The organism is Bdellovibrio bacteriovorus, from assembly GCF_001592745.1.
Lineage (GTDB): Bacteria > Bdellovibrionota > Bdellovibrionia > Bdellovibrionales > Bdellovibrionaceae > Bdellovibrio > Bdellovibrio bacteriovorus_B.
On sequence record NZ_LUKD01000007.1, the window covers coordinates 19,408 to 37,630 of the forward strand.

The 18,223-nt window shown below is 46.1% G+C and carries 15 protein-coding genes and 1 pseudogene; 8 read left to right on the forward strand and 8 right to left on the reverse strand.

The window, feature by feature from the left end; all coding sequences use genetic code 11:
* The first annotated feature begins 6 nt into the window (after window positions 1-6).
* The 6 genes from AZI87_RS14205 to AZI87_RS14230 all read left to right on the forward strand — a co-directional run bounded on the left by AZI87_RS14205 (window position 7) and on the right by AZI87_RS14230 (window position 5,829).
* Window positions 7-954 carry an HD-GYP domain-containing protein gene (locus AZI87_RS14205; RefSeq protein WP_063208614.1) on the forward strand — a complete coding sequence of 316 codons (948 nt, stop codon included), beginning with the start codon at window positions 7-9 and terminating at the stop codon, window positions 952-954.
* The gene (locus tag AZI87_RS14210; protein ID WP_063208497.1) at window positions 951-1,346 is read left to right on the forward strand and encodes a hypothetical protein; all 396 of its coding nucleotides are present in this window, start codon (window positions 951-953) and stop codon (window positions 1,344-1,346) included. The genes AZI87_RS14205 and AZI87_RS14210 overlap by 4 nt, the downstream gene beginning before the upstream one ends.
* Before the next feature lie 94 nt (window positions 1,347-1,440).
* The gene (locus tag AZI87_RS14215) at window positions 1,441-2,184 is read left to right on the forward strand and encodes a hypothetical protein (RefSeq protein WP_063208499.1); all 744 of its coding nucleotides are present in this window, start codon (window positions 1,441-1,443) and stop codon (window positions 2,182-2,184) included.
* Window positions 2,185-2,272: 88 nt separating this feature from the next.
* Window positions 2,273-2,755: a hypothetical protein gene (locus AZI87_RS14220; RefSeq protein ID WP_253696842.1), complete on the forward strand. Its 483-nt coding sequence runs from the start codon at window positions 2,273-2,275 to the stop codon at window positions 2,753-2,755.
* Complete coding sequence (locus AZI87_RS14225; RefSeq protein WP_063208501.1) at window positions 2,752-3,633, forward strand: trypsin-like serine peptidase; 882 nt, start codon at window positions 2,752-2,754, stop codon at window positions 3,631-3,633. The genes AZI87_RS14220 and AZI87_RS14225 overlap by 4 nt, the downstream gene beginning before the upstream one ends.
* Window positions 3,634-3,687: 54 nt before the next feature.
* Window positions 3,688-5,829, forward strand: a complete 2,142-nt coding sequence (locus AZI87_RS14230) for an ATP-binding protein (protein WP_063208503.1) — start codon at window positions 3,688-3,690, stop codon at window positions 5,827-5,829.
* On the opposite strand, the gene AZI87_RS14235 is transcribed toward AZI87_RS14230, so the two are convergent.
* The 5 genes and pseudogenes from AZI87_RS14235 to AZI87_RS14250 all read right to left on the reverse strand — a co-directional run bounded on the left by AZI87_RS14235 (window position 5,763) and on the right by AZI87_RS14250 (window position 9,662).
* Window positions 5,763-6,215, reverse strand: a complete 453-nt coding sequence (locus tag AZI87_RS14235; protein WP_063208505.1) for a YiiD C-terminal domain-containing protein — start codon at window positions 6,213-6,215, stop codon at window positions 5,763-5,765. The genes AZI87_RS14230 and AZI87_RS14235 overlap by 67 nt on opposite strands.
* Entirely contained in the window at window positions 6,206-7,051 is an 846-nt protein-coding gene (locus tag AZI87_RS14240; RefSeq protein ID WP_063208507.1) for a rhodanese-like domain-containing protein, read from the reverse strand. Before AZI87_RS14240 ends, AZI87_RS14235 begins: the two co-directional genes overlap by 10 nt.
* A gap of 150 nt (window positions 7,052-7,201) precedes the next feature.
* Window positions 7,202-8,157 (reverse strand): lysine--tRNA ligase (locus AZI87_RS14245; protein WP_253696844.1); only part of this gene is annotated, 956 nt, incomplete at its 5' end.
* A 2-nt stretch (window positions 8,158-8,159) separates the two neighbouring features.
* A pseudogene (locus AZI87_RS18430) lies at window positions 8,160-8,657 on the reverse strand (OB-fold nucleic acid binding domain-containing protein); the annotation flags it as partial.
* A gap of 81 nt (window positions 8,658-8,738) precedes the next feature.
* The gene (locus AZI87_RS14250) at window positions 8,739-9,662 is read right to left on the reverse strand and encodes a class I fructose-bisphosphate aldolase (RefSeq protein ID WP_063208509.1); all 924 of its coding nucleotides are present in this window, start codon (window positions 9,660-9,662) and stop codon (window positions 8,739-8,741) included.
* A gap of 196 nt (window positions 9,663-9,858) precedes the next feature.
* On the opposite strand from AZI87_RS14250, the gene AZI87_RS14255 reads away from it, so the two are divergent.
* Both AZI87_RS14255 and AZI87_RS14260 read left to right on the forward strand, forming a co-directional pair.
* Window positions 9,859-10,404, forward strand: a complete 546-nt coding sequence (locus AZI87_RS14255; protein WP_063208511.1) for a NifU family protein — start codon at window positions 9,859-9,861, stop codon at window positions 10,402-10,404.
* Window positions 10,391-11,734: an MATE family efflux transporter gene (locus tag AZI87_RS14260; protein WP_253696847.1), complete on the forward strand. Its 1,344-nt coding sequence runs from the start codon at window positions 10,391-10,393 to the stop codon at window positions 11,732-11,734. The genes AZI87_RS14255 and AZI87_RS14260 overlap by 14 nt, the downstream gene beginning before the upstream one ends.
* Here the strand turns inward: AZI87_RS14260 and AZI87_RS14265 are convergent.
* The 3 genes from AZI87_RS14265 to AZI87_RS14275 all read right to left on the reverse strand — a co-directional run bounded on the left by AZI87_RS14265 (window position 11,731) and on the right by AZI87_RS14275 (window position 18,111).
* Window positions 11,731-14,430 carry a hypothetical protein gene (locus tag AZI87_RS14265; RefSeq protein ID WP_063208512.1) on the reverse strand — a complete coding sequence of 900 codons (2,700 nt, stop codon included), beginning with the start codon at window positions 14,428-14,430 and terminating at the stop codon, window positions 11,731-11,733. The genes AZI87_RS14260 and AZI87_RS14265 overlap by 4 nt on opposite strands.
* Before the next feature lie 113 nt (window positions 14,431-14,543).
* Window positions 14,544-15,938, reverse strand: coding sequence for an MFS transporter (locus AZI87_RS14270; protein ID WP_063208514.1), 1,395 nt, complete (start codon window positions 15,936-15,938; stop codon window positions 14,544-14,546).
* 97 nt (window positions 15,939-16,035) lie between these two features.
* Window positions 16,036-18,111: an AarF/UbiB family protein gene (locus tag AZI87_RS14275; protein WP_063208516.1), complete on the reverse strand. Its 2,076-nt coding sequence runs from the start codon at window positions 18,109-18,111 to the stop codon at window positions 16,036-16,038.
* Window positions 18,112-18,223: the final 112 nt, after the last annotated feature.

Sequence of the window (18,223 nt, forward strand, 5' to 3'; positions counted from 1 at the left end):
TTTCGTATGACGTCTCCATCCTATTTCCGTATACGTTTAAGCACCATCCGCCCCGATAAAGTCACTTCGTTCGATATCTACGTGCTCGTGGATCAGAAGTATATTTTGTATCTTCGTGCCGGAGATCGTCTTTCTGATGGGAAGATTAAAAACCTTCACCGTAAAGACACAGGGGATTCTTTCTTCGTGCTTGCCGAGGATAAACAGAAGTATCGTGACTGGGTTCGTGAAGAGATGAACTCAAGCATGATCGACCCTTTTGAAAAAGCCGCAATCTTGCGCGAATCTTCCGTGGCTTTAATGGAAGATCTTTTTGAAAATCCAGATGTGAACCGTGCATTGGATGACTCGCGTCCGATCATTAAAGATTTTATTGATTTGATGGAAAATGCCCCTGAAGCCATGGGCTTTATGATTTCTTTGTCAGGACATGACTTCTACACTTACAACCACTCTTTGGATGTCAGTATCTATTCTTTAGGTTTGGGTAAAGCCTTGGGATACGATGCGAAGACTTTAGAAGAACTGGGTGTGGGCGCTCTTTTCCACGACATCGGAAAACGTAACGTCAGCTTAGACATTCTTTGCAAAAAAGGTGGCTTGACGGATGCGGAATGGGAGCAGATGAAAATGCATCCCCAGTACGGACTTGTTATTTTAAATAACCATCCCAATATCAGTGATGCTATTAAGGCTGCTTGCTTTGAGCATCATGAATCTTGGTCTGGCAACGGTTATCCACAACAGTTAGTCGCTGAAGAAATTCATCCCTTCGCTCGTATTGTGGCGATCACCGACACGTACGATGCGATGACGACTCAACGCTCTTACAACGTGCCGATGACTCCCCTTGATGCCGTGACGATGATGAAAGAAAAGCTGGCGGGTCGTTATGATCCGGACATGCTTAAGGCGATGTACTCGGTGCTATTTAAAATCAAGGTGGCTTCATGAGACTTGCGATAAAGTCTGTCGTTTTGATCGCAAGCATCCCGCTTTTTGCTTTTGCCATAGAACCTACAAATCCTTCCGGATTCTGCGATCGCTTCATTGGTGAAAAAGACATTGAAGCCTGCAAAACTCGCACAGAAAATGAAGAAGTCGACTGGTATGCCGTTACCGTCTGCAACTTACAAAAAGACGACAAAACCTTTTGGAACTGCTGGGAGAGCGTTAAAGGAAAAAGCTTTGACCCCAAAGCTTTAGCTCAGTGTACGGAGTCTGAAGACTCCAGCGATGAAGACCGCCAAGCTTGCGTTCTTAAAGCCGGTGGCAATCGAAAACCCGCTTCGCAAAATACGAGCACTCCTTTTCAAAACATGAAAATCGACAAACGGGGCAAATAAGTCCCGTTTACTTTTTAGACATCCCGGAATTTATTTCTGGGGTTCTTCGTTACTTCCCCACAACTCTCTTAAAATTTGATAAAAGCCAGGCCTTATGAAAAAGGCACTTCTTTTTGTTGGCGCATTGATGGGACTTAGCTTGACCGGTTGCAGTTATGCACTGGAAGAGCTCGGTCTATTTAAAACGGATGGTTCCGGTCTTCCGCAAATAGGTTCTTTTGCAGCCTTTCGTGATCAATCTGTTTCATTCGAGGTGGTGAAAGCCACGTCCCTTCGCACATGCCAAGAGTGTCATGCCAGCGGCAGCCGCGCCATGGATACAGCTGCAAAAGTATTAGCACAAAAGGACTCTATTTTAGGCGCCGTTCAACGCGAAACCATGCCTCCCCGCTCTGCAGGATACAAAGCATTGAACGCCTGTGAAAAACAGATTTTAGAAACTTGGTTGGATGATCAAACTCATGATCGCAAAGACGTACAGAAGGTCAAAGACTTAGCGGCGTGTGCGGATGCCGAAGCTCCTAAAGAAAAGCCAGCCACAGACTTTAAAGCTTTGGAGCTGAGCTTTGAAAACTTAAAAGCGGAAATCTTCAATGCCAAGTGCATGGTCTGCCATTCTAAGGAAACGGCCAAACGAACGGTTCTTGACGACCTTCAGGTCATCAAAGAAAAACGGCTCATAAAAGAGAGCGCCGCAGACAGCGTGCTTTATCAAATCGTCGTCCCCGGTATGTACAAACGCTTTATGCCACCTCAAAATGGCAAATACGGAATCAAGCCATTAACACCGGAAGAAACAGACTATCTAAAGCGCTGGATTGATGCTGGCGCCAACTAACTGTCGAAATCTTAGACACGATAAAATCTTTTCCTAAAGACACAGTTACAGGGCGAAGCTTCGCCCTGTTTTTGTTATATTGCCCTTCATGAAATCTAGGCTTTTGATCCTTACTTTAATCGCGGCTTTTCCCTTGTCTGTCTTTGCCAAGACCCCGGCATGTCTGGATAAAAAAGATCGCATGGATTTTAACGAAAGCCGCCTTTTGGCTTATCGCGATGAGATGGAAAAGAAATTTACCGCTCGCGCCTTTATCCAAGGCCGCATCGTCGAAGTGATGGAAGACCGCCAGAAGCACGTGCATTTTGAAGTAGATTTGGACGAGGATTTTTCAACAAATGAGGATCGCATTGAAGTCATCTACAATACTAAATTCGGGCCTTTGCCAGAGTTCAGAGCAGGCGATGTTTTAGTAGCTTGCGGAGATTTCGTCGTCGATCCTTACTCTCCCTTCAAGGCCGTTGTGCATTGGTTGCACATGAGCCCGAATCTTAAATCTCATGAACATGGATATCTTTCCATCAATGGAATCGTCACAGGCCTAATCAACCCGAAACCGGAGAAGAAATGAAATATTTAATACTTCTTCTACCATTTTTGGTTGCAGCTTGCGGTCAAGGCCCCTCAGCCACTTCGGATGTTGTTGTGAACGACGGCCAGGGTGTTATTTATGGCGAAGACACGCGTAAAGATGTCGACTCTGTTGGAGACGTCTCACAAGTGGCGCAAGCCACCGCTATGCTCGTGCAAGAATATAATCTTGCAAAAAAAGACGGCACATGGAAACCACGTCTTTCGACCCTGGGTCGCAGTTGGCCGTTGTGCGAAGACGAAAAATTTTTGGATCAACCGCTATTAGGTTTTTGCAGCGGTGTTTTGATCGCTCCAGATAAAGTTCTTACAGCCGCCCACTGCGTGCAAAAGAAAGACTCTTGCACCGACACGAAGTTTGTCTTTGCGTGGACTTTGAATAAAGCCCTTCAAACTTTCAAAGAAGAAGAGATCTTTCACTGCAAGAACATCGTAAAACAGGAAAGCAGTCTTTCTCGCGGGACGGATTATGCTATCGTTCAATTGGACCGTGAAGTCCCTGGAGTAAAGCCTGTGCAAATTTCTAAAAGGAATCTAGAAAAAGGCGAAAAAGTTCTGAGCCTTTCTTATCCTTTAGGTCTTCCGATGAAACAAGATGCTGGCATCGTGACAGAATACTCTGCAGAAAAGCAGACATTCAAAGCTGAAGTCGACACCTTTGCTGGCAGCTCAGGATCTCCTCTTTTTGACAGACAAGGAAACCTGGTCGGCATCTTAAGTCGAGGCCAGGAGGATTTCTTAGAGGACGACATCTATCGCGTTCGCACCCAAGGCGGTTGCATTCGCTTTAATCGCTGCCAAAGCGGCTCCTGCTTTGGTGGAGAGACGTTCTTTAAACCTTCGACTATTGACCTTTAGCACATTTCACAGTCGTTCTTAGCCCGTATTTCTTATTCTGCCTAGAATAGAACTATGGATACAAAACGTTTGCCGTGGTGGACTTGGGTTCTTCCTTTCATTGTTCTCTCCCTGGGGACGTGGGCCAGTCTGCCTTTTACATCGATTCAAGGCGTTTATTGGATTTACTTTCCAATCAATTTAGGTGTGGCAATGACCTTGTGGTGGGGACCGCGAGTTCTTATTGCCGTATTTTTAAACGGCCTTTTAGCGGCTCCGCTTTTAGATTTACCCCGCCCTGTCCTGTATCCCGTTTACGCTATACCTGAAACTTTAGAAGTTTTTATGGCATGGATGCTTGTTAAAGAACGCTTTAAGACATTTTCTTCGTGGCGCCCCAGCCCCAAGAACATCACTTTATTTTCTGTGTATGGAATTTTGATTCCTTCGGTTGTCGCCTCGGCCCTGATCCAAGCGATTTTTGTTTTCACAAAATTCAGCTCTCCCGAAGCCTTTTTGTGGAACACCCTGGTCACCGCCATTGGAGATATGACAGGAGCTGTTTTCATTACTCTTCCTGCGATGATTTTGTTAACACCTTCATTATTTAAGAGGGAGCTTTCTCTTTTTCCGATCGACACACGCCCCCCTCTTCGAATGTCTTACTTAACTAAGAAAGAACGTCTGGTCTGGATCGCGGGGATCACGGGATCGGTATTCTTAGGAATGTCCGCGCCTTTTACACAAACTTGGTATGTCTTCGGGATCGGGCTTTTGCTTTCTGCGGCTTGGTACGGGCTTTATGCCGCTATCTTGATGAACACGATCATTATGATGTTGGCGGTGCCACTGCCTAAACTTCTGAGCCTTCCTTGGGCGAACGATCCCTTTGTTTTACAAACACCCGCGACACTTTTGACTCTTTGTTATTGTTCACTTTTAACGGGTGCGGCAATCACTACTTTAACAGACAAACTTGTCAAACTACGAGAAACAGAGACCGAACTTAAAGCCGCTCGCGATCAGGCGGAAGATGCTTCACAGGCGAAGTCAGAGTTTTTGGCTCGCATGAGCCACGAGATCAGGACGCCGTTGAATTCTGTTCTAGGTATGCTAGAGCTCCTTAAGGAAACTCAGCTATCCAAAGACCAAGCCCGGTATTTAACTTTATTCAGTCATGCGGGTGAAAACTTAAAAGCGCTTATTAATGACCTTTTGGACTTTTCTAAAATTGAAGCCAAAGCGTTGAGTGTTGAAAACGTCAGTTACAACTTACACGCGACCATTCGCAGTGTTTTTGAAATTCTGCAAATTAAAGCCGAAGAAAAAGGTCTGCACTTTGAACTGCAACTGGAAAATTCTGTTCCGGTTCAACAGTGGGGGGACCCCACTCGTCTGCGTCAAGTGCTTTTTAATCTTATCGGGAATGCTCTTAAATTCACGTCAGAAGGAAACGTGAAAGTCATTGTGAAAATCGTGAATGAAGGGGGCGAAAAGATTTCTATTGAGGTGCAAGACACTGGTATCGGTATCCCCCGTGAGAAACAAGCCAAACTCTTTTCACCGTTCTTTCAAGCCGATGTGGGCATTTCGCGAAAATATGGAGGCACGGGATTGGGCCTTGTGATTTCTAAAAATCTTGTCGAGATCATGGGCGGAGTCTTGGAGATGAAAAGCCTGGCTGGCCGCGGAACGACTTTCCGCATTCTTCTGCCTCACCGACCGGATACCACCACTCATTTGGAAAAAAAATCTTCTCCGGCAGCAGCTTGGAATACATTGTTCCCAAACAAGCGCTTCCGCATACTCTTAGTGGATGACTCTGAAGACAACCGTGTTCTGATCATTCACTACTTAAAAAATCTTCCTTTTGATTGTGAAGAAGCCGTGAACGGCCAAGAGGCGGTTGAAAAATTCAAAGCCAAACGTTACGACCTGATTTTTATGGATATGCAAATGCCTATCATGACAGGATATAAAGCCACCGAGACCATTCGTCACTGGGAGGAAGAAATGAAAATTCCGCACACGCCGATCATTGCTTTAACAGCAACCGCCGTGGTGGAAGATTTAGAGCGCACTTTGACGTCGGGATGTGATGCCTATGCTGTCAAACCCGTGAAGAAAGCCGAGATTGTGCAGATCTTAGCTCAAAGCTTAACGACGAAGTCACCTTTCAAAGAGGACTTCAACGAACCTCCATCAGCGACGATGTGAGACTGGATAATCCCACGAACTTTTCCCTTTTCTTGAAGAGTTTTATAAAACTCTTCTTCCTCTTTTTTTGACGGAAACTTACAAATCACTTCGAAGTCCGTTTCAACCGGGCGAAGATATTGGATCTCCCCTTTGGCGATCACAATGTTTTCCGTGGGAATGTTCCGCTCTTTAAGGCCCGCCAGAACCAAAGCATAAGCAGACAATACGGCGACGGCATACTGGCTTCCACCGAAGGCCGTGCCTTTGTGATTCTTGCTTTTTTCTAAAGCCACTTTGAAATGCACTTCGTGAGAGCGAAAAGTAATAAACTCAATACCAAGATGCTCGTAAAGAGTGATCTTATCTTTTAGAATATTTATGAGCTCTTGCGGATTTACTTCCACTGCTCATAACCTCCGGCAAAGTTGGTGGCTTTTTTAAAGCCGAGGTATTGCAAAGCATAGGTGGCAGCACCCGAACGGACACCGTGATTGCTGATCACTAAAATGCGTGTGTCTTTGCCAATATTCTTTTCAGATAGAAGTCTTTCAATTTTTTTGTCTGGAAGACCTTTTTCACTAAAGAATGAGGTCCAATCAATATTAAGAACCGGCGTTTTCACTTCGCTCATTTGGGCCAAACTACGCAGAGCAAATTCTTGCGAAGAACGCACGTCAAGGATCACGATCCCATGACCGCCATTCAAAGCCTGATTTTTAAATGTCTTAAAATCCACTGCCAATTCGTCTTGAACCACAGGTTTCCAGTAAGGTTTATTTTGAACCGGAGGGACTTCGCGGGTTGTATTCATTTCGCGATAAGAGTTGTGAAGGACTGTGTACACTTCTTTCACGCCCAGAACCTTTAAAGTCCAAGCAACACGCCCTTCTTCTCCGGCACCTTGAGGGCCCTTTCCCAGCACTAAAACCTTGGTGTCCGGATCCACACCAATCAAAGACAAACGACGAGCCAAAGCAAACAAATCCCCTTGCAGCAAACCGCGAGATTTAGGATTTTGCGAAGAGAAGTCTTCCCATCGCACATTGATAGCGCCAGGAACATGAACAAGATTAAATTCAAATGGAGGACGCGCATCCAAAATCACCGGATTGCCCTTGATGAGTTTTTCCGCTGTGACACTTTCACCCATCACCGGTTCTTCAGAAACCACTTTCGTAGGCTGTTGCTGACACCCTAAAAAAAGAACCACACTGATCAATGTTAAAACAAAGCTTTTCATCAAAGAGTCCTTTAAAAAATAAAAAGGGGCTTCTCGTCCCCTTCACACCAAGTGCGTAACAAAATGGTCGCGGCCGCTGCGCGAGGAGGAAGGCGTACTACCAGTACGCCGACGACGAGCAACAAAGGCCCCGGCCATTTGGTTAGCACCCTACTTGGTAATTCTCATTGTAGGGAAGAAGATGATATCACGGATACTTGGACGATCAGTCATGATCATCACAATACGCTCGATACCAATTCCCACACCACCTGTCGGCGGCATACCCGCATCGATCGCTAACAAGAAATCTTCATCCATCGGATGAGCTTCTTCGTCATTTGCACGATTGGCTTCTTGCTCTTTCAAACGGGCCAATTGATCTTCTGGATCATTCAACTCGGAATAAGCATTCCCGATTTCCATACACGCAGCAAACGGTTCAAAGCGCTCGACCAAACGGCCATCGCGACGGTGAATTTTCGTCAACGGAGAAATCTCTACCGGGTGATCCATCACGAAGGTCGGTTGCCACAAGTGCTGTTCTGCTGTCAGTTCGAAAAGTTCCATGATCATCTCGCCTTTTTTACCCGGCTTTTCGATGTCGCCACCGTTTTTACGGATGGCTTGGAACAATTCTTCTTCCGTCGCTTTATCGGGATCAATGCCCGCGTATTCGCGAACACCATCAAAGACAGTCAGACGGCGCCAAGGAGGAGTAAAATCAATCTCTTTCCCTTGGTAAGACACCTTCATGCTGCCCGTGATTTTCAAAGCCAATTGCGAAATCAGCTCTTCAAACTGTTTCATTTGATAGTTGTAGTCTGTGTAAGCTTCGTAGAACTCAAGCAACGCGAACTCTGGATTGTGAGTGCGGTCGATACCTTCGTTACGGAAGTTTTTAGAGATTTCATAAACTTTTTCAAAACCACCTACGATCAGGCGTTTCAAATAAAGCTCTGGTGAAATTCTCATGTACAGCTTCATATCCAAAGCTTTGTGATGAGTTGTAAATGGAGTCGCCGCTGCACCACCGTAAACCGGTTGCAAAGTCGGAGTTTCCACTTCCATAAAACCACGGTCGTCTAAGAAACGACGGATTTCTTTGATGATCTTAGAGCGAGTTTNNCGAGATCAAATCCAAGTGACGATGACGATATTTGATTTCGATATCTTGAACACCGTGGAATTTTTCTGGCAAAGGTTCAATTGTCTTCGTCAAAATTTGGAAGCTTTTTACGTAGATTGAAAATTCGCCTTTTTGAGATTTAAAGACGTAACCTTCGATACCGACGATATCGCCCAAATCCACTAGATTGAAAGCTTCACGGTCTTTTTCCGCAAGCTCTTCAGTTTTTACGTAAACCTGCACTGTGCCTGTTTGATCCTGCACGTTGAAAAAAGAAGCCTTCCCCATCATACGCAAAGTCATCAAACGACCCGCGATACGATAAGAGAACTCAGGCTTCTTTTCACCGGCTTGCAAAGTCGCCGCATGTTCAGCTACGACTTCCGCGATCTTCGCTTTGTTTTCAAAAACGTACGGATAAGGATTGATGCCTTTTTCGCGAAGAGCATGAAGTTTTTTACGTTTTTCTGCTCTGAGTGGATTTTCATGAATGGACATTAAATTGAGCTCCAAAAATTATTACGAGGAAAAAGAACCTGGTACCTTTTTCCCACGAAGGGAAGCAGGTACCTTTGATGACTATAGTTTTTTGCCGGCGAAGGCTTCCATGACGTTGTGAAGAAGTTCAAGAGCTTCTTTCTTAGGACGTTGGAAGGCGTTACGGCCCATGATCGAACCAAAACCGCCACCTTGAGCTAGATCCGAAACCTCTTTTAAGATTTCTTCTGTGCCTTTAGCTTCTCCACCAGAGAAGATCACGATGCGTTTGCCTGCAAAGCAAGATTGAACAACGTGACGAGCGCGGTCTGCCAATGAAGATACTTTGATACCTTGTTCTTGGTAAACTTTCGCCGCTGCGGCTTGTTCGATGTGAGCTGTTGGCGGTTTTACTTTGATGATGTGAGCGCCCAATTGAGCAGCGATGTGTGCAGAGTACGCGATCACGTCGATAGCTGTTTCACCCTCTTTAGAGATTTGTTCGCCACGCGCGTAAGACCAGATCACGACAACAAGACCCGCCGCCTTCGCTTCACGAGCCGCTTGTGCGATTTCTTCGTATTGACCTTTGCGTTCTGCAGATCCTGGGTAGATTGTGAAACCAATACCCACGCAACCCAATCTCAAGGCATCGTCGATGTAAGACGTCAATGCAGAGTGCGGGCGCTTGTCTGTGTAAAGAGTGTCAGAGTTATTGATTTTAAGAATCAATGGGATTTCGCCAGCGAAGTCACGAGCTACAGCTTCGATAGCGCCTAGTGGAGCGGCGTAAGCATTGCAACCCGACTCGATCGCCAGCTGAATGTGGTAAGCAGGATCATAACCATCTGGATTTTTCGCGAAAGAGCGAGCCGGACCGTGTTCAAAACCTTGGTCCACCGGCAAGATCACCATTTTACCTGTGCCTGCAAGTTTACCGTGATTCATGATGCGAGCCATATTAGCTAGCACTCCAGGATTATCAGCTCCGTACCAACTCAAAATCTCTCTAACTCTAGGTGTCATCTCTGCTTCCCTTTCGATTAATCAGCGTAACTTCAAATAAAGCTCACAAAATAGACTGCAAAACCGCATAAATTGAGGCTTAAGCCGAGATAAGTTAGTAATATTTTTTGAGATAATCAAGCGCGTCTCATGGATTAACACGCTTGGCAGAAAACACTCTGTGATATACTGTGCCTTGTCCGCAAAGAGGTCTTTTATGAATAAAGTGACGTTCGAAAATACACCCAATCCAGCCAAAATGAAGTTCCTATTAGGCAAACAAGTGACTTCAGAGGGGTTTGACTGCCCGACAGCAGAAGAAGCCGAGCGTTCACCATTGGCCTCGAAAATCTTTGGTTTTCCTTGGACAAGCTCCGTTTATGTCGGTCCTGACTTTATCACTGTGACGAAGCAAGACTGGGTCGAGTGGGACCTTCTTGCTCAACCTTTAAGCGGATTGATTCAAGAACACATGGATCGTGATGAACCGGTCGTGATTGAGTTTGTCGCCATGCCTGAAGACGATGAAAACGACTTGCCGATTGTTCGCAACATCAAGTCTGTTCTAAACCGTGAAATCCGCCCGGTGGTGGCTTTGGACGGCGGCGACATCGCTTTCTATAAATACGAAAACAATATTCTTTACATCCACATGAAGGGTGCATGCTCCGGATGTCCAAGTTCGCAAATCACGTTGAAAGACGGCATTGAAACGCGAATGAAGGAACTTTTCCCGGAGATTCAAGAAGTTGTCTCAGTCTAAGTTTTTCCACGAAAGTAAACTCTTAGCCAAACTTTCAGGCCCTATCGTTATCGGACAAGTTGGTCAAAATCTGATCACCTTGGCTGATACGATCATGGTAGGTGCTTTAGGTCCTTTGGCTTTAAGCGCTTCGGCTTTTGCCGGCAGTGTTTTCATTGTCTTTTTGATTTTTGGTATTGGCATGTTGTCCCCGATCACCGCTCTTTTTGCGCGGATGCAAGGGCAAGAAAATTATCCTTATGGAGGCGTGCTACTTCGTCACAGTGTTTTTGTGGCCTTGGGAGTGAGTGCTTTCACCATTGGTTTGCTTTATCTGCTTGCGCCGAACCTGCATTGGTTTGGACAAACGCCCGACGTTTTGGAGCTGGGAGGCAGTTTCTTTAAGATCATCACCTGGTCCATTCTTCCCAGCTTGATTTATCAGACTTACAAACAGTTCACCGATGGAATCGGTAAAACAAAAGTTGCCATGTATGTGATGATGTTGGGCGTAGTCCTGAATATCGCCGGCAACTATGTTTTGATTCATGGGCATTATGGATTTCCTAAAATGGGACTTGATGGCGCCGCCTGGGCGACGCTGATAGCGCGTATCGTGATGGCTGTTATCATGATGCTTTATGTTCACGTACATCCTCACTTTAAGCATTACATGCAAGAGCGTTGGACTCACCGCTTTGATCATCATCTTTTAAAAAATCTGATCCGCTTAGGTATCCCGAATGGACTGACTTACATCTTTGAAGTCGGGGCCTTTTCAACGGCCGCCGTGATGATGGGATGGTTCGGTGCCGGACCGCTCGCTGCTCACCAAATCACAATCAGTCTGGCAAGTACGAGCTTTCTTATCACTTTAGGTATTGGCATCGCGGCTTCCATTCGCGTGGGTTATGAGCTCGGTCGTGGAGATTACTCCTTAGCGCGCTTTGCTGGATTCACGGCGATAAAACTGGGCGGCGCCTACATGAGCTTATGTGCTCTGGGATTTTTCTTTTTACGTGAATGGTTTCCGACCTTCTACGTGAAAGACGCTGACGTTATTGCGTGGGCTGCGCAGTTTTTTATTGTCGTTGCGATCTTTGAAGTCTTTGATGGAGTGCAAGCTGTGGCCATCGGCGCTTTGCGCGGAATGAGCGATACGCAGTGGCCAAGTATTATCGCCTTTTTTGCTTATTGGGTTATGGGTTTGCCGTTGGGGTACCTGCTGGCTTTCCACTTAGGTGTAGGACCTGTGGGAATTTGGATTGGTCTTTTAATTGGGCTGATTTTCGCAGCGATACTTTTAACGTGGAGATTCCACGTTCTTAGCAGAAGATTTTTAAAAGTCTAAAACTCGTAAACGCAACGGAATCCGCTGTCTGATGATAACGTCATCGCGTCTCCGTAACGAAGAGTGCTAAATACACCAATGGCTTTGGCACTTGTTGTGACAGAACTTCCACCTCTCCAAATGGCGCTGACTGAAGTTACTGACAGATCTACTTTTCCGAATCCGCAATATTCAGGGCTGCCCGGTAGATCACAGGACTGTGTTGTTCCATATTTCGTCTTTACGCTTCCGGTGGCAAGAGCAGACACATATTCTAGCGTCGCCGCTGACACAGAGTCTGCGTCGGAAACAGGTTCTAGCGCATTTCCGGCCATATCCCAGACGGATTGATTAAACGGCAGTATGTGTTTACGTTTATTACCAGTACTTGCACAGACAGAGGCATTGGACTGCGGATAGCAAGGATCACTTTCTACCACTTCACTCAAAGCTATAATTTGATTGTTCCCTCGATGAAGGACACCAGAGCCGACAGCAAAATTTGTCCAGTTGTCTGGTCGTTTCGCAATTAGGTCAGCCACGGCATTCCAATGAGTATTGCTGATAAGACTGTAACCCGCTCCTAAATTGTTACAACCTTGCGTCGCTTGCATAATATTGGCATTCACAGGCAACCCACTAGACACGAATTGCGGCGCATGCGACGCTCCTTTGGCTTCATAACGGGCGACGCAAAAAGGTTGTGTTATAAACGTGGGGTTATACACGTAAGCAAAATTGGTCGGACACGCGGTAGAGACGAAATACCCTTGAGTGATGCCACTCGCGTTTGAGAAGGGATCCTTCACTTGAACTTCAACTCGATATTGCACACCTGGTTCCACCAAGGCTGCATTTAACGGCAACCCGGAAGTGGACGAAGCCACTTGCGACCATCCCATGATTTGCAGGTTGTCACTTTGGCGAGAAATCTTCATCCAATAAGTCAGGGCATCAGGATCAGCCGGTGGCGTGAAGGTTATCGAAGGAGTTATGTCGATTCTTTTAGGAACGGCGGTAATTGAAAGTCCCGTCACCGAAGCAGGAGCCAAAGAGTCAATACCTAGATTCCAGGCCGACAACCGATTTGACGCTTCAGTTGGCAATACAAGGCTTGCATCAAGCCCATTGATAGAATCTTTGATGCTTCCCCCATTTAAAGTGACACTTGTCACTTCCAAAGGATTCACATCTATATTCATACCGGGCACGTAAGTAAAACGAACTACCTTACTATCCGTACCAGAAACGATAGCAGCAGAAGTGAAAACAACATTTTCTCCTGTATTTAATGTCACTTTCGGAGAACCCGTAATAGTGACACTGCGACTGAACTGAATATTAAGAACAATGTTTTGCCCGGATATGTAAGTGATACTTGTCACATCACTGTAGACTTTAGCAATTGTTGGCACTGGCAGCTGTACAGTGAATGAATAAGCATTGTTTAACGCCGTGGTGACCCGATTTAAATTATCTTTGGCGCTAGCATAAACTTTATAAGCTACACCGTTTGTCAGCGTGCAAGAATTGAAGATCGCATAGCCTGTCGTCACATTTTGTGAAGGGCATATTACCGCACCGGCCGTATCTTTGATCTGGACATCATAAGAAACGGCATCAGGAGAGTTAGAAAAATCCACGCGCAAGACTGTGCCCGTCAAAAGATTATCAATCGTATTATCGTCCGCTGTGGACTGAACACCTGTAATGGTGAAGTCACCCGGTCCTGAGGTATCTTTCGTTACGCTAACCGTGACGCTCGTTGCGTTTCCTACCGCATCGGTTTGCTGAACCTGTATATCTGAAAGCCCTTCTGGAAGAATGATATCACCTGAAAACTCTTTCGTCGCAGAGCACGTAAAAGAAGTAGAAAGAATCCCATTCACTTTCACGTTCACCGGCATAAGGTCTTCACTGCATGTTCCTTCCATGGCAAATGAAGTTCCCGTTGAATAATCCGCATCCGTAAGTATGGCACCTGCCGCGGGAGTAATGATATGAATTTCTGGTGGCGTAAAGTCGGCGGTGACCGTCTTTTCAATTTCTGCGTAAGCACGGCTGGCCGCGGAAGCTGTGTGCTTTACTTTGTAAGTGAGCGGGCCCGAAGCTATCGAAGATTTTAAGGTGGCATTTAAAGAATAAGTACCGCTATCACAGGTCACCGTTTGTTTCGTTTCAAACACGTCTGTGATCTCAACAAACCCCGCCTGCTTTGAGCATGTTCCGGAGACAGTGTAACCACTCGCAACTTGATTCGGCCCGATCAACGAAGATGTTGCTGAAACTTCTGGAGCTTTGAATAGAACATTCAGAGTTTTATAATAAACAGAAATTTCGCCTTCGTGACTTTTCACCGCCCAACGAATTTGAAAAGGCTGACGGAAATCCCCGGGAGCAGACGGCATAAAAGGAGCCGCATAGGAACTTGGAATGCTGAAAGAGATCTTACTGTCATCGGCGCAATTCGCGTCACCACCGGCGATGAGGTCTGTGCTTTTCGTCCACGCTTTCGTCTCGGGATTTTGAATTTCTATGTATTGAATATTTGCGCTGCATTCGGCTTCGAGTTGAACTGAAGACTCATTCGCATCCGGCAGCAGATCACCGCTCGTTTCGTTCGTAATTTTAAATTCAGATTTATTCAGAATGGAGGGATTTAAGAAAGCCATTTCCAATGAACGTTCCGTGCATGCCGAAAAAAGCATGGCGAACATAAGACATACAAATACATGGATTGGCGCCCCTAACCGCATACTAGACTTATCGGAGCGCCCCTCGCGAATCTGAGATTCAAATTGAGAATACCCAGATATTTATCGATATTTGTTTAGAGCCGCGTCTTCCCATTTTGAGACGGAGCAATCGAGTGCCAGCGAACACTGCGATCTTCCTTGATATAAAGGCTTCCAATAACAAAAGTCATCAAGGCGATTCCGATGGGATACATCAACCCCGCGAAATGATTTCCCGTTGACGCCACAAGCGCCGTCCCAATAAAAGGCACAAGCCCACCGAAAACACCGTTTCCGATGTGATAAGGGAGGGACATCGACGTGTATCTGATTTGCACCGGAAATAGCTCCACTAAGAATGCCGCTATCGGACCATACACCATGGTTACGTAAATCACCTGAATGAACACTAAGACGGTTAGCATAACGACGTTAGGATTCAAAGCCGTCGCCGTGGGATTTGCAGGATCCCAACCTGAGTAAGTTTCCATCGCACGATAAATCGGATAGTAAGTTAAAGCGGCAATCAAACATCCCGCCATCATGATTTTCTTGCGACCGATTTTATCTGACATCGCCCCAAAAACAATGAAGAATGGAGTCGCAAAAAGAAGAGCCATGGCAATAATCTGATTTGCCAGAACAAACTCCACCTTCAAGACGGTCTGCAAATAATAAAGAGCATAGAACTGACCCGTATACCAAACAACACCTTGCCCGGCCGTCGCTCCCAGAAGTGCTAAGATCACCATGCGACGATTTTCAGGTTGCATGAAGCTTTCGCGCAGAGGACTTTTCGAAGTTTTTCCCTGAGCCTTCATTTGCATAAAGACAGGAGATTCTTCCATACGGCGACGGATCAGGTAAGAAACAACGACTAGAACCACCGACAACAAGAAAGGGATACGCCAGCCCCAGTCGGCAAACTCTTCTTCCCCCATGGTTAATCGAGTCACCAAGATAACCCCGAGTGAAACGAATAGACCTAATGTGGCTGTGGTCTGAATAAAGCTTGTGTAAAACCCGCGCTTCCCGTCAGGACTATGTTCCGCAACATAGGTGGCTGCACCACCATATTCCCCTCCTAACGCCAAACCTTGAAGCAAACGAAGCAATAGTAACAGAATCGGAGCAAAAATTCCGATGCTTTCATAGGTCGGAAGTAAACCAATCACTGTGGTCGCAAGCCCCATGATAAGAAGCGTGATCATGAAGGCATACTTACGACCGACAACATCCCCGACTCTCCCGAAAACCAAAGCTCCGAAAGGTCGGACGATGAATCCCGTCGCAAAGGTTGCTAATGTCCCTAATAGGGCGACAGTCTCGTTCCCCTTCGGGAAAAACTGCGCCGAGATAATGGTCGCCAAACTTCCAAAGATGTAGAAGTCGTACCATTCAATCAAAGTACCCGCACTGGAAGCGGCAATGACCTTCCAGACGTTCCGTTTTTCTGTTGCACTAATGGTTGCGTCCGCCGATGAAGCCATGACAGGGTCCCCCTTTTTTCTCCATTGTGGAGAGGGGAACACCTGGCAACAATCAAATAGTTTATTGATTACTCACTCGTAATTCGGCGGAGAGGGACTAAAGGAAAATAGCTTCGCAGCGCAAGCCCACTGCCGCCGGAGCCGTGATCTTTTCACTTGGGCCGAAGATCACGCCCTTCATTTCGCTCCAACCCAACTTCATTAGATCGGTGCGAGAGATCTTTTCTTCCACTACCAGCTTTTGATAAACCATGGCCGGATGCGCCACCGCGTAACTCTTCATCATGCTCGTCACGGTCAGCTTACTTCCGGCATCCGCTAAAAGCTTGTTCACGATAACGATACCGCGGTTCAGACTGACAAACTCATAAGGAAGTTTGATTCCATTATCCATCGCAAAAGCTGTCCAGTGCTCTAAAGACGTATTCACTTCGGCACCAGATTTGATTCGGCGAATGCGTTCTGCCACCAAGCTTTGTAACTGCGTCTGGTTCACCGTGTTTCTGTTCTTATCACTTAAGTTCCAGAAGGCACGCGCAATAAGCTCGGCGTTCAGAAGCTCCGTTCCCGCACCCAACACCATCACTTGACGCTGCATGGATTCAGAGATCACTCCGCCCATACCGAAGTCAAGAATGTGCAAACGAATTTTAGGATCCGTGACATGCATCATGAAGTTACCTTGATGAAGATCCGAGTGATAAAAGCCGCCACCAAACATCACTTCGTTCGCCCAAAGTTTCGCCATATTTTCGATAACGGCTTTTTTCATTTCAGGAGCCACTTCTTTATAAAGCGCCACTTCTTTATCCAGCTTTTTACCGATCACCATCTCCTGAACCATCAAATTTGATTCACCTGTGGACTCGTAAATACGAGGCACATTGAATTCGATGTAGTTCTTGTATTCTGGCGTTTTCATCAACATAGTCCCGTCGTAACGAGTCTTTGCTAGTTTCTGACGGCGAATCGTATCTTCTTGACTAAGCTCTGCCGTCACCGTTGCGGTGATATCTTCAATAATCGGCGTGAGCTTTGGCGCACCCGTTTTACGGAACTCAGGATTGTTATCCAGAATCTTCGCGACTTCAGTCAGGATCACTTTATCTTCTTGCACTCTTTCAGCAATGCCGGGTTTGATAAAACGAACAACCACGTCATGACGTTTTCCATCGACCATGATCTTTGCGCGATGAACTTGCGCCATTGTTCCTACGCCCAAAGCTTTTCTTTCAAAATAAGTGAACTTGTAGTTGCCATGTTCTTTGCTGACGATTTGCTCTACCTGCACCCAAGGCACCGGACGTACAGAGTTTTCAAGAGCACGAAAGACCTCGAGCATTTCGGGACCTAGATCGGCTTGGCGAGCCACAACTTGCAAAAGCTTTTGCAATTGAGGACCACTGTTTTGAACCATGATCTCAAATTTTTTCATATCCGAGACCAAAAGGTCTCCGCCTAAGTAAGAAGACACGATGAGCTTTTTTGATTCTGGCGACAAGCGCGAGAAGTACTCACTGAACATGGTCTCCATGAAGATTCGCATAGTCTTATCTTGTTGTTGCGCGAAACCGTTTTGCGCGATTTTTTCACCCACGCGGTCTAACTCTTTCATACGGTCGGCCAACAAAGCTTCACTTTCCTGCAATACCCAATTCTCTGCAATTTTTTGCGCTTCTGGATTTTGCAAAAGAGCCATCGCTTGACCCGCTAGCTTCTCCATATCCAAAGACTCAGCACCATTTTGCTTTTGCGCCATGTTTTTGAGCTGCTCTTGCTGCCACTCTAAATAGGTATCAATCTGCTTTTGAATGCGCGGGCTTTCGGCTTCAAAGATTTTCATAGCGCGAGGGCCTTGCTTTTCAAGGATTTCAAGATCTAGTTTCACGCTGTGAGTATTGGGCCAGGCCCCTTTATGAAGACGCAAGAACTCTTCAAAGTTCTTCACTTTCACATGTTCCACTTCTTTATTATAGATGCCCTGAAAGTAGGCTTTGGCGCGCTCTAGAATTTCTTGCTTATTTTCTTGCGATTCGCCCTGAGCTAAAAGTGCATAAGTCAAAGCCAGTCTTTGCTCAAAAGACAGGTGCAACCCAGTGGAGGCCGGAGTGGCCGCCACCGCAAACTTCACAACAAATACAAACAAAACAAATATGAATTTTGCCTTAAACATTGCTTCAACCTTGGAAAGAGACGTTCATTCGGGAAGCAAGAGTGCACGGACCAGGCCGATGTTAAGATGCGATGAGGATTTTATAGGCTGCTAACGGATTTTACAGCGACGT

Excerpts from the sequence above, each read along its gene's own strand:
- AZI87_RS14275 (WP_063208516.1), bottom strand. The coding sequence starts at position 18,111 with ATGTTTAAGGCAAAATTCATATTTGTTTTGTTTGTATTTGTTGTGAAG.
- AZI87_RS14255 (WP_063208511.1), top strand. The coding sequence starts at position 9,859 with ATGAATAAAGTGACGTTCGAAAATACACCCAATCCAGCCAAAATGAAG.
- AZI87_RS14215 (WP_063208499.1), top strand. The coding sequence starts at position 1,441 with ATGAAAAAGGCACTTCTTTTTGTTGGCGCATTGATGGGACTTAGCTTG.
- AZI87_RS14265 (WP_063208512.1), bottom strand. The coding sequence starts at position 14,430 with ATGTTCGCCATGCTTTTTTCGGCATGCACGGAACGTTCATTGGAAATG.
- AZI87_RS14230 (WP_063208503.1), top strand. The coding sequence starts at position 3,688 with ATGGATACAAAACGTTTGCCGTGGTGGACTTGGGTTCTTCCTTTCATT.
- AZI87_RS14205 (WP_063208614.1), top strand. The coding sequence starts at position 7 with ATGACGTCTCCATCCTATTTCCGTATACGTTTAAGCACCATCCGCCCC.
- AZI87_RS14270 (WP_063208514.1), bottom strand. The coding sequence starts at position 15,938 with ATGGCTTCATCGGCGGACGCAACCATTAGTGCAACAGAAAAACGGAAC.
- AZI87_RS14225 (WP_063208501.1), top strand. The coding sequence starts at position 2,752 with ATGAAATATTTAATACTTCTTCTACCATTTTTGGTTGCAGCTTGCGGT.
- AZI87_RS14210 (WP_063208497.1), top strand. The coding sequence starts at position 951 with ATGAGACTTGCGATAAAGTCTGTCGTTTTGATCGCAAGCATCCCGCTT.
- AZI87_RS14240 (WP_063208507.1), bottom strand. The coding sequence starts at position 7,051 with ATGAAAAGCTTTGTTTTAACATTGATCAGTGTGGTTCTTTTTTTAGGG.
- AZI87_RS14220 (WP_253696842.1), top strand. The coding sequence starts at position 2,273 with ATGAAATCTAGGCTTTTGATCCTTACTTTAATCGCGGCTTTTCCCTTG.
- AZI87_RS14250 (WP_063208509.1), bottom strand. The coding sequence starts at position 9,662 with ATGACACCTAGAGTTAGAGAGATTTTGAGTTGGTACGGAGCTGATAAT.